Genomic DNA, 11,934 nt, shown 5'->3' with positions numbered 1-11,934 from the left:
TGTTTAAAAGGAGTGATTCATGGCTGTGTCCATGTCACCTAAACAAAAAGTATATCAAGATGTTTTACAGGAAATTCGCAAGTATATTGACAGCAACGATTTAGAGCCTGGGGATAAACTTCCATCTGAACGCGAATTAGCTGATAATTTACAAGCAGGCAGGTCCTCGGTTAGAGAAGCACTTCGAGCAATGGAGCTGTTAGGACTGATTGAAACAAGACGTGGGGAAGGCACTTATTTAAGCACATATCGCCCATATCAAACAGTAGAATTGCTATCATCATTTATCTTACAAGAAAACAATACGAAGAAGGATCTTTTGATTACGAAAAAAGTGATGGAAAAAGAAGTAGCTAAGATTGCATATCTTAGTATTAATGACAGTGATATCAATCAGTTACAATCTATTACCCACAATAGTGAGTTAGATCCTATTGAGAAACATGTTGCATTCTTTAACCATTTGTTTACAAAAGCGGATAACCTGTTGCTCGCAAAAGTGTGGCAGCTAATGGACGAGTTTTCCTATACGATTACTAAACTGTCTTATGATAAAGCATTTTACAAGGAACTTATTCAACTTTATAAAACAAAAAACTATGAGATGATAGAAGAGTTATTTGATAAGTTGGCAATTAGAAAATAATTATTTAGTCGACGATTTATGACACCTTTTTCAGGTGTGGTTCGTTATAGTATATGAAAACGACATGAAGGTTTTACTTCCTTTTTGTTGTCAGGGTTTGTTAGAAAAGGAGGAATCACCTTGCTTAAGGATTTTTTTGGCAAGAAGAAAAAAAAGTATGCTTCTATCCCGAGTGAACAAGGTAAACTCGAGGTACCAGAAGGATTAATGAAGAAATGCAGCGGATGTCATAAAATTTATTATCGTAAAGAAATGCATAAAAATGTAAATGTCTGCCCTAATTGTGACTATCATCATTCATTATCAGCCTGGGAACGTATCGAAAGTCTATTTGATGAGGGTACGTTTGAAGAGTGGGACGAACAAATGACAACTACTAACCCACTAGATTTTCCGGAATATGAGGAGAAAATAGAAAAAGACAGAGTAAAGACGGGGCTTAATGAAGGTGTGGTAACAGGTAAAGGCTTAATTGATGGACAACCTGCAGCGTTTGGCGTAATGGACGCAAGCTTTCGAATGGGAAGCATGGGCTCCGTAATGGGAGAAAAAATTGCTCGTGCAATTGAGAATGCTAAAAATGAGTCCCTGCCTTTGATTATATTTACTGCGTCTGGTGGTGCCCGTATGCAGGAAGGTGTACTAAGCCTAATGCAAATGACAAAAACGTCTGTAGCGATAAAGCGATTCTCTGAAGCAGGCGGATTAATGATTTCGGTAATGACACACCCAACTACTGGCGGAGTTTCTGCAAGTTTTGCCTCATCGGGTGATTATAACCTTGCAGAGCCTGGAGCATTAATCGGGTTTGCTGGTCGGCGAATCATCGAACAGACTATTCGTGAAAAGCTGCCAGATGATTTTCAAACGGCAGAATTTTTATTAAAGCATGGCCAATTGGATAAAGTTGTTCATCGCCATGAAATGAAATCTCTTTTAACTACCTTACTCATGATGCATGGAAAGGGTGGTGAAAACGCTTGAAACAAGTACTCGATTTTGAAAAGCCAATTGTAAACCTCAAAGAAAAGATTGCTGAGTTAAAAGGATTTACAGAAGATAGCGAAATAGATTTAACAGAAGAAATCACTACACTTGAGAAGCGACTGGAGATATTGGAAAATGATATTTATGGTAATCTGCAGCCATGGGACCGAGTACAAATGGCAAGGCATCAGGAACGGCCAACGACGTTAGATTATATTGAGGAAATATTTACCGACTTCGTTGAATTTCATGGAGACCGTTTATATGGGGACGATGCAGCTATTGTTTCTGGAATAGCACTTTATCAAGGGAATCCAGTAACCGTGATAGGTCATCAGCGTGGAAAAGGCACAAAAGAAAATATACACCGAAATTTCGGTATGCCACATCCCGAAGGATATCGGAAAGCATTAAGACATATGCGTCAGGCAGAGAAGTTTAACCGTCCGATTGTTAGCTTCATTGACACAAAAGGGGCATATCCCGGAAAAGCAGCAGAAGAACGTGGGCAAAGTGGAGCGATCGCCCATAACTTAGTGGAAATGGCTGGACTTACTGTGCCGATTATCTGTATTGTAATTGGTGAAGGTGGAAGTGGCGGAGCGTTGGGATTGGGTGTTGGAGATCATATTCATATGCTTGAAAACTCAACGTATTCGGTTATTTCACCTGAAGGAGCAGCTGCTTTATTGTGGAAGGATGCAGGTCATGCCCAAAAAGCAGCAGAAACGATGAAAATAACCTCCTATGATCTGAAAAACCTTGGTGTTATTGACCAGATTATTGACGAGCCAAAAGGTGGTGCGCATCGTGATGTGAAGCTCCAGGCTGAAAATATTAATCATGTGCTAAAGAAATCCCTCAATGACTTAAGTGTGATTGAGTCTGGTGAATTACTTGAGAAGAGATGGGAAAAATATAAAAAAATTGGTGAGTATAAAGAAATATAGACGATTAGTGAGGTTGACAATTGTCAACCTTTTAGTCATTATTTTTGCTTAAGTAATTGCTGATTTGTCTATTTTTAACAGTTAAGAAGTATAAATACCTTCTTACATGCGTAAGTGCAACCAAGGCTTATCATTTTTAAGCTTTGCGATAAGCCAAGTTTTCAAAAATAAACGATGCAAAATGTGAGGTGAAAGAAAGAATGAAGAAAATTGGGGTACTAACGAGTGGTGGTGACGCACCAGGAATGAATGCTGCTATCCGTGCTGTTGTTAGAAAGTCTATCTTTCATGATATGGAAATATATGGCGTTAAGAATGGTTTTCAAGGTCTAATAGACGGTAATATTGATAAAATGGATATTGGATCAGTGGGAGATATAATACAACGTGGGGGAACTTTATTACGTTCTGCGCGTTGTGAAGAATTTAAAACAGATGAGGGTCAGCAAAAAGGTATTGAACAGCTGAAGAAGCATGGCATCGAAGGATTAATCGTTATTGGTGGTGACGGCAGTTTCCGAGGTGCTCAAAAGCTAAGTGAGAAAGGATACCCTTGTATAGGTGTCCCGGGCACAATCGATAACGATATTTCTGGAACGGATTTTACGATTGGATTTGACACTGCATTGAATACAATAATTGAAGCAATCGATAAAATACGCGATACCGCAACATCACATGAACGTACATATGTTATCGAGGTCATGGGCAGAGACGCAGGAGATCTCGCATTGTGGGCTGGACTTGCAGATGGTGCCGAAAGTATTCTTATTCCCGAAAAATCAGACGACTTTCAAGATGTAGTTTTACGTCTTAAACGCGGTCATGAACGAGGAAAAAAACATAGTATCATCATATTGGCTGAAGGTGTTGGAAGCGGCTTTGCATATGGCAAACGTATCCAAGAGGAGACGAGTCTGGAAACAAGAGTGACTGTTTTAGGTCATATTCAGCGTGGTGGATCTCCAACAGCATCTGACCGGGTGCTGGCAAGCCGGCTTGGAGCAAAGGCAGTGGACTTATTATTATCTGGTAAAGCAGGAAGAATGGTTGGTATTCAAAACAATCAGATTGTTGACCATGATATTCTAGGGATACTATCTGAAAAACATACAATAAATCAAGATATGTACCAATTATCGAAAGAGTTATCTATCTAACAGCAGTAAAGGAGGAAGTAAAATGCGAAAAACAAAGATTGTTTGTACGATCGGACCTGCTTCTGAATCGCCCGAAACATTAGAGCGATTAATTGAATCAGGTATGAATGTTGCACGTTTGAACTTTTCTCATGGTGACTATGAGGAACACGGGCGCCGCATTAGAAATATCAAAGAAACATCAGAGAAGCTTGGGAAAACAACTGCTATTCTATTAGATACAAAAGGTCCTGAGATTAGAACAGGTTCTTTTGAAGATGGAGAAGCTGAGTTAACTGAAGGCAGTACTATATATGTATCAATGAATGAAATAGCAGGTAATTCAGAACGTTTTTCGATTACTTATCAAGGGTTAATTGATGATGTGCACGTTGGCTCAAAAATACTATTGGATGATGGACTAATTGAATTAGAAGTATTAGAAATTGACTATTCAAATAAAGAAATTAAAACAAAAGCATTGAACTCAGGTACGATAAAAAATAAAAAAGGTGTTAACGTTCCAAATGTAAAGGTTAACCTCCCCGGTATAACAGAAAAAGACGCGCAGGATATTGAATTTGGAATCGAGCAGGGTGTGGATTTTATTGCTGCATCATTTGTTCGCCGCCCATCAGACATACTGGAAATAAGAGAACTGCTGGAAAAGCATGATGCTACACAAATTCATATCATTCCTAAAATTGAAAACCAGGAGGGTGTAGACAATATAGAATCTATCCTTGAAGTAAGTGACGGTTTAATGGTTGCCCGTGGAGACTTGGGAGTTGAAATACCACCTGAAGATGTTCCTTTAGTTCAAAAGGATTTAATTAAAAAATGTAACACAGCAGGTAAACCGGTAATAACTGCGACACAAATGCTTGATTCGATGGAACGCAACCCCAGACCTACTCGAGCTGAGGCATCAGATGTGGCCAATGCAATCTTTGATGGCTCGGATGCAATCATGTTGTCAGGTGAAACTGCTGCAGGAAGCTATCCAGTAGAATCGGTTCAAACAATGAGCAATATTGCATTAAAAGCGGAGTCAGGCCTGGATCATAAAATGATATTAACAAATCGTTCAAAATCCGTTGATATGACTATAACAGATGCAATTAGTCAGTCAGTAACGCATACAGCTATGAATTTGTCAGTTGGTGCGATCTTAACCCCAACTGAAAGTGGACATACTGCACGAATGATATCAAAGTATCGTCCGAAGTCACCAATAGTTGCGGTAACTTTTTCAGAATTAGTTAACCGTCAGCTTGCACTAGTTTGGGGTGTCTATTCAATCAAGGGACAAAAAGCACGCTCCACTGATGAAATGCTGGATATTGCAGTTGACAGAGGGTTAAGCACAAATCTCTTTGAGCGCGGCAGCAGGGTACTTATTACAGCTGGTGTTCCAGTTGGCGAAAGTGGTACAACTAACTTAATGAAAGTGCATGTGATAGGTGATGTTATGGCTAAAGGTCAAGGGATTGGTCGAGGTAACGCATTTGGTAAAGCAATTGTCGCCAAAAATTCGAAGGAAGCTATAGAAAGACTAGATGAAAATGACATACTTGTGACGTACGGAACTGACAGAGATATGATGGAAGCAATTGAAAAAGCAAGCGGAATTGTAACGGAAGAAGGCGGTTTAACTTCCCACGCTGCTGTTGTGGGGTTAAGTCTTGGAATCCCAGTAATTGTTGGCGTCAAAGATGTATTCAGTCTAATTGAAGATGGTGAAGACATTACAATAGACGGCGCAAAAGGTGATATATACAAAGGACATGCAAGTGTATTATAATGAAGTGTTAGATTGTTAAAAAGAAGGGAATTTCCCTTCTTTTTTCGCAGATAAGAGACTATAACTCCTCTCTTACTGCTTAAGTGCAACTAAGGCTTAACTATATTTAGGCTTTGCGATAAGCCTAGTTTACTAATAATCAGATGCTGGAAGAAAGGATGAAATTTATGCGTTGGTTGTTACTGGCACTTCTAATATTACCTGCAATGGAAATTGGAGTGTTTATTTGGATAGGTGGTATTATAGGTCCTTGGTGGGTTGTTGGTTTAATTTTACTTACCGGTGTTGTAGGAGTAACAATTGCTAAAAAGCAGGGGATTGATACTTGGAATCGTGCACAGCAGTCAATGAGCAATGGTCAGGTTCCTGCTCATGAAATAGTAGATGGTATATGTATTTTTGTCGGAGCTGTTTTTCTTTTCTCGCCTGGCTTTATAACAGATGCTGTTGGGTTCACATTAGTGTTACCTTACACGAGAGGACCATTTAAACTAATGCTTCAACGATTCTTCCAGGATCGGATGAATAGAGGAAAGATCATCTATCGGAAATGGTAGTATAGCCTATGATCCTTTTATAAACGCTCCTAGTTGATTAAAAACGCCTGCTTGATAAAAGGCGTTGCCAATAATCAGGATAATGGGTCCAATAAATAAACCTAAAACCCCCCAAATTTGTATGCCTGCAAACAAAGCAACAAGTGCTGCAAGTGGGTTTAAACCTATATTGCTGGATAATATCTTTGGTTCGATAAGTTGCCGTTGAACTACAACAATCATATATAAAATTGTTATAGAAATAGTTAGTGAGTAGTTTGCTGTTAAAAACAGATAAAGAATCCATGGTATAAAGATTACTCCAGTACCAACAAGCGGGAGAATATCCACAAGTGCAGCAATTAATGCAATTGTTAGTGGATATTCAACTTTAAAAATAACCAGTCCAACAAATATGATAAATGCTGTTATCGAAATGAGTAATAATTGCGCTTTGAAAAATCCGAACATAGCTTTTTGCAAATGATTCCAAACGTTCTTACCTGTTTCGTGTAAGGCTACGGGAATCATTTTTTTAAATGATTGAACAAGATTGTTCCAATCATTTGTGAGGATAAAAGTTGCAATTAAAGTGAATATGATTACCGTAATGGATCCAGGCAATAACGTTAATGTGACTGGAATCTGCAATAAAAGATTCTGCAGAAAGTTTGTTCCCAATGAGGCAAACTGACTAATGATTTGCTTTAAATTTTCACTGATTGTTGCTTGCTGGGGTGGACTCAATGTATGAAAAAGTGAAGTAAGTTTATGATATAAGGGTAAGAGGTATTGATTTATTAAGTCCTCCATTATAAAGACAAATGTCCGAAAGTGGGCTGGGATATTTTCTGCTAAATATGTTGTACCTTGAATCAATTCTGTAATGATAAAAATAATTAATCCGATTAAAAATAACATGGCAAAAGCCATCGTTAAAATAGTGGCAATTACACGTGGTATTTTTATTCTTTCTTCCAGAAATGTTACGCAAGGGTTCATAAATAATGATAGAACGATTGCAATCAGGAATGGATAGAAAGATGGAATTGTATATTGAAGGATTAAATATACAGCTATAAAGGTAAATATTACTATAAAGAATCGTAATAGCTGATAAAGTTTATGCTTGTACAATTTAACCCCTCCATATTCATTTTCATACGTTATTATCTTACATATGATAAAGAATGAAAAAATAGACATGGAACAGTTAATTTGGGTGGTAAGACAGATAACGCACTTAATAAAAAGATTGCTTATATAAAAATATTGGTGAATTTAATCGGTTTCAATTCACATTAAGTTCATAATACTTTATAATTGTCCGTGGGGATGACAATGTTATTTTGTAAGAATATTGTCAAATGTAATTAATAGTTAATTTATCCTAAATTAGTGAACAATTTATAGAAAAAGGAGAGGGTTTGTTATGACAACCACTAAAGGGCTTGAAGGAGTTGTCGCAACTCAGTCGTCGGTTAGTTCTATTATCGATGATCAACTGACATATGTTGGTTATAGAATCGATGATTTAGCAGAGAACTCAAGTTTTGAAGAGGTAGTTTATTTGCTGTGGAACCTAAAATTGCCAACAAAGTCAGAGCTTGACACTTTTAAAGCTGATTTAGCATCCAATATGGAATTGCCTGAAGCTGTTATCGACCATTTGCGTTCATATGATTTATCCACAGTGCACCCAATGGCTGCACTGCGTTCTGCAGTATCAATTCTTGGATTATTTGACGAAGAGTCAGATGTGATGGAAGAAGCAGCCAATAAGCGAAAGGCATTGCGTCTGCAAGCTAAAATTGCAACTATTGTTACTGCGTTTGCTCGTATCCGTAAAGGAAAAGATCCAGTAAAACCAAAAAAAGATTTGGGCTTTGCAGCTAATTTCCTGTATATGTTAAATGGTGAAGAAGCAAAAGATGTTGAAGTAGAAGCAATTAATAAAGCTTTAGTACTTCATGCTGATCATGAGCTTAATGCATCAACATTTACTGCACGTGTGTGTGTAGCAACATTATCAGATATTTATTCTGGTGTGACGGCAGCTATTGGTGCATTAAAAGGTCCATTACATGGTGGTGCTAATGAGCGTGTTATGAAAATGTTGACGGATATTGGCGAAGAGGAAAACGCAATTCCGCATATCAAAGAAAAGATAGCAAACAAGGAAAAAATTATGGGAATGGGACATCGTGTATATAAAAATGGTGATCCAAGAGCGAAACACTTGAAACGTATGTCAAAAGAACTTACAAAAACAAGTGGGCAGTCAAAATGGTATAATATGTCTGTGAAAATTGAAGATTTCATTAAAGAAGAGAAAGGTCTTCCGGCAAATGTTGATTTTTATTCAGCCTCTGTTTACCATAGCTTAGGAATTGATCATGACTTGTTCACACCAATTTTTGCAACTAGCCGTGTTTCTGGATGGTTGGCTCATATCCTAGAACAGTATGATAACAATCGTTTAATCCGTCCTCGAGCTGAGTATGTGGGTCCTAAAACTCAGGATTATAAACCGATTGAAAATCGCTAGAACTTACTAAAGAAGAGGAACTGTACGTTAAAGACCTTTCAATTAGTAGCACGCCTGTACCATACAGGTTGGCAGTCAACAATGCTATTACCATGGAAAAGTATATTTGTGATAAAATAACAATGTATGAAGATGACTAGGAGGTATTTTTTTATGACACAAGGAGAAAAAATTACAGTTGAGAACGGAAAGATGAACGTTCCAAACCGTCCAATCGTTCCATTTATTGAGGGAGACGGAACTGGACCGGATATTTGGGCTGCAGCACGTAAAGTAATTGAAGCATCTGTTAAAAAAGCGTATAACGGTGAAAAAGAAATTGAGTGGACTGAAGTATACGCTGGTCAAAAAGCTTACGATAAAACTGGCGAGTGGCTTCCGCAAGACACACTTGACATGATTGATAAATATAAAATTGCAATTAAAGGCCCACTAACAACACCAATCGGCGGCGGAATTCGTTCGTTAAACGTTGCTTTACGTCAGGAATTGGACTTATTTACTTGTTTACGTCCCGTACGCTATTTCAACGGTGTTCCATCACCGGTTAAACGTCCTGAAGATGTTGACATGGTTATTTTCCGTGAAAACACGGAGGACATTTATGCTGGTATCGAGTGGCAAAAAGGATCAAAAGAAGCAAAGAAAGTAATTGACTTTTTGAAAAACGAGATGGATGTTAATAATATCCGCTTTCCGGAAACTTCAGGAATAGGTGTGAAACCAATATCTGAAGAAGGAACAAAACGTTTAGTCCGTTCAAGCATCGAGTATGCGTTAAATGAAGGACGTAAAAGTGTTACTCTAGTACATAAAGGTAACATCATGAAGTATACGGAAGGTTCATTTAAGGCTTGGGGATATGAAGTTGCTGAACAAGAGTATGGCGACAAGGTATTTACTTGGGCTGAATATGACCGTATTGTTGAAAAAGACGGTAAGGATGCAGCAAACAAAGCACAGGATGATGCTGTAGCTGCAGGAAGATTGCTAGTAAAAGACGCAATTGCCGACATTTTCCTTCAACAAATCTTAACTCGTCCTAAAGAGTTTGATGTTGTTGCTACAATGAATCTTAATGGTGACTACATTTCTGATGCTTTAGCAGCACAGGTTGGCGGAATTGGAATTGCTCCAGGAGCAAACATCAACTATGATACTGGTCATGCAATTTTTGAAGCTACACATGGTACTGCACCTAAATATGCAGGAATGGATAAGGTTAATCCGTCCTCGGTAATTCTTTCTGCTGTATTAATGCTTGAACATCTGGAATGGAGAGAAGCTGCAGATCTTATTACAAAAGCAATGGATAAAACAATAGGCTCTAAAGTTGTAACATATGATTTCGCTAGAATGATGGATGGTGCAAAAGAAGTTAAAACATCTGAATTTGGTGATGAACTAATTAAGAACATGGACTAATAATAGTAGTTGTAGTGCCCGGTCAGGTTTTTACCGACCGGGTACGGCTATTGTTTAGTCTATGGTTAGTTAAGGATGTGCAACAAAGGTTTTCGCCATTAGTACTTGGCGACAAGCCATGTTTTCTAAACTCTTTAATTTTAAATTTCTTATTGGAAGGGGAATAACAATGGCTATTAAACGTAAAAAGATTTCTGTTATCGGCTCTGGTTTTACTGGAGCTACAACTGCTTTAATGTTGGCGCAAAAAGAACTAGGGGACGTAGTATTGGTTGATATTCCGGATATGGAAGATCCAACAAAAGGTAAAGCACTGGACATGCTTGAAGCTAGTCCTGTACAGGGATTTGATGCAAAGATTACCGGGACTGCAAAGTATGAAGAAACAAAAGACTCGGACCTTGTAATCATAACAGCTGGTATCGCCCGTAAACCTGGTATGAGCCGTGATGATTTAGTGAATACAAATGCTAAAATAATGAAATCTGTCGCTGGTGATATTGCCAAATATGCTCCAGAGTCTATTATTGTTGTACTGTCAAACCCTGTAGATGCAATGACATATACGGCATTTAAAGAATCTGGTTTCCCTAAAGAACGTGTGATTGGTCAATCAGGTGTACTTGATACAGGCCGTTTCCGTACATTTGTTGCCGAGGAACTTAATCTTTCAGTAAAGGATATAACAGGATTTGTTCTTGGAGGGCATGGCGATGACATGGTTCCATTAATCCGCTATTCCTATGCAGGCGGGATTCCATTAGAAAAATTAATTTCAAAAGGGCGTCTAGATGAAATCGTTGCACGTACGCGTAAAGGTGGCGGGGAGATTGTTGGCTTACTTGGTAACGGGAGTGCATATTATGCACCAGCAGCTTCTTTAACTGTAATGGCAGAAGCAATCCTGAAAGATCAACGCCGTGTACTTCCATCCATAGCCTACTTAGAAGGTGAATATGGTTATAAAGACATTTACCTTGGTGTGCCTACGATACTAGGCGGAAGCGGAATTGAAGATATCATCGAGTTAGACTTAACAGAAGAAGAAAAATCTGCATTGGATAAATCAGCACAATCAGTTAAAAATGTTCTTGATGTTTTAAAATAAGGTAAAAAGCTTCTTTTTTCTTTAATTGTAAAAAGAAGCTTTTTTGTAGTCGTTAAGAAACCAACATAGCTGTCGAATGCGCAGCTACCATCTATCATGAAAATGAATTTGTAATCAAATAAGAATATCGTCATGAAAACTTTGCGATAAGCCCAGCTCTTTAATATGGCGAAGATATTTATTTTTTGATATAATAGTAAACGCTTACATTTGTGGAGGTGATGACGTGATTGGTAAAAAAAGAAAGCTTGGTAAAAAAATTAATGATTTAGAAATTGGTGATTCCTACACAGCATCACATATCATAGAGGATAGAGATCTGCTATTATATTTAGGATTAACAAACGATGCAAATCCATTATATATTCAACATGATTATGCGTCGCAGACACCGTATCAACAACCGATTGTACCTTCAGTTATGTTATTTGGAGCGGTCTCTTCAATTGTGTCAATGCATTTACCGGGACCGGGGAGTCATATTACGCAACATGAAATGACATTCCCAAAACCTGTTTTTCACTATTCGGAAGTAAAAATAACATTGGAAGTTATTGCAATTGATCAGGATCATCATCAAGTTACATTATCTGCAGTTGGCTATGACAATGAAGGTGATGACGTTTTACATGGCAAGCTTCATGTATGCCCGTCATATGAGCCTGAATCCATAACAGGTGCTTCCCTTGAAAATTTCTTTTAAACGGGTAAATACTATCACTAGACTAGTGGTAGTATTTTTTGTTAACTGTTCATGCTAACGAATATATTCGCTGAAAAAGGAATATATC

The 11,934-nt window shown here is 38.0% G+C and carries 11 protein-coding genes; 10 read left to right on the top strand and 1 reads right to left on the bottom strand.

Annotated elements, in window-relative coordinates:
• Window positions 1–19: 19 nt before the first annotated feature.
• The 6 genes from ACE1TG_RS01915 (at window position 20) to ACE1TG_RS01890 (ending at window position 6,083) form a co-directional block, all read left to right on the top strand.
• Window positions 20–646, top strand: a complete 627-nt coding sequence (locus ACE1TG_RS01915) for a FadR/GntR family transcriptional regulator (protein ID WP_375050660.1) — start codon at window positions 20–22, stop codon at window positions 644–646.
• Window positions 647–766: 120 nt separating this feature from the next.
• Window positions 767–1,630 carry an acetyl-CoA carboxylase, carboxyltransferase subunit beta gene (gene accD, locus ACE1TG_RS01910; protein WP_375050659.1) on the top strand — a complete coding sequence of 288 codons (864 nt, stop codon included), beginning with the start codon at window positions 767–769 and terminating at the stop codon, window positions 1,628–1,630.
• Window positions 1,627–2,583 (top strand): acetyl-CoA carboxylase carboxyl transferase subunit alpha, encoded by a 957-nt coding sequence (gene accA, locus ACE1TG_RS01905; RefSeq protein WP_375050658.1) that lies wholly within the window; start codon window positions 1,627–1,629, stop codon window positions 2,581–2,583. Before accD ends, accA begins: the two co-directional genes overlap by 4 nt.
• A gap of 200 nt (window positions 2,584–2,783) precedes the next feature.
• A complete protein-coding gene (gene pfkA / locus ACE1TG_RS01900) occupies window positions 2,784–3,743 on the top strand; it encodes a 6-phosphofructokinase (RefSeq protein WP_375050657.1) in 960 nt (319 codons plus the stop codon).
• Window positions 3,744–3,765: 22 nt separating this feature from the next.
• Window positions 3,766–5,526: a pyruvate kinase gene (gene pyk, locus ACE1TG_RS01895; RefSeq protein WP_375050656.1), complete on the top strand. Its 1,761-nt coding sequence runs from the start codon at window positions 3,766–3,768 to the stop codon at window positions 5,524–5,526.
• A 167-nt stretch (window positions 5,527–5,693) separates the two neighbouring features.
• Window positions 5,694–6,083, top strand: coding sequence for an FxsA family protein (locus ACE1TG_RS01890; protein WP_375050655.1), 390 nt, complete (start codon window positions 5,694–5,696; stop codon window positions 6,081–6,083).
• Between the two features lie 6 nt (window positions 6,084–6,089).
• Here the strand turns inward: ACE1TG_RS01890 and ytvI are convergent, their stop codons facing one another.
• On the bottom strand, window positions 6,090–7,199 hold the full coding sequence (ytvI, locus tag ACE1TG_RS01885) for a sporulation integral membrane protein YtvI (protein ID WP_375050654.1): 1,110 nt from the start codon (window positions 7,197–7,199) through the stop codon (window positions 6,090–6,092).
• Window positions 7,200–7,494: 295 nt separating this feature from the next.
• Between ytvI and citZ the strand changes: the two genes are divergently transcribed.
• The 4 genes from citZ (at window position 7,495) to ACE1TG_RS01865 (ending at window position 11,846) form a co-directional block, all read left to right on the top strand.
• Window positions 7,495–8,610 carry a citrate synthase gene (citZ, locus tag ACE1TG_RS01880; protein ID WP_375050653.1) on the top strand — a complete coding sequence of 372 codons (1,116 nt, stop codon included), beginning with the start codon at window positions 7,495–7,497 and terminating at the stop codon, window positions 8,608–8,610.
• A 153-nt stretch (window positions 8,611–8,763) separates the two neighbouring features.
• The gene (gene icd, locus ACE1TG_RS01875) at window positions 8,764–10,035 is read left to right on the top strand and encodes an NADP-dependent isocitrate dehydrogenase (protein WP_375050652.1); all 1,272 of its coding nucleotides are present in this window, start codon (window positions 8,764–8,766) and stop codon (window positions 10,033–10,035) included.
• Window positions 10,036–10,204: 169 nt separating this feature from the next.
• Entirely contained in the window at window positions 10,205–11,143 is a 939-nt protein-coding gene (gene mdh, locus ACE1TG_RS01870) for a malate dehydrogenase (RefSeq protein WP_375050651.1), read from the top strand.
• A 226-nt stretch (window positions 11,144–11,369) separates the two neighbouring features.
• Window positions 11,370–11,846, top strand: coding sequence for a MaoC/PaaZ C-terminal domain-containing protein (locus ACE1TG_RS01865; protein WP_375050650.1), 477 nt, complete (start codon window positions 11,370–11,372; stop codon window positions 11,844–11,846).
• Window positions 11,847–11,934: the final 88 nt, after the last annotated feature.

Origin of the sequence: Virgibacillus sp. JSM 102003 (assembly GCF_041949995.1) — a bacterium.
Classification (GTDB): domain Bacteria; phylum Bacillota; class Bacilli; order Bacillales; family Amphibacillaceae; genus Lentibacillus.
This window is presented reverse-complemented; position numbering and strand designations above follow the sequence as displayed.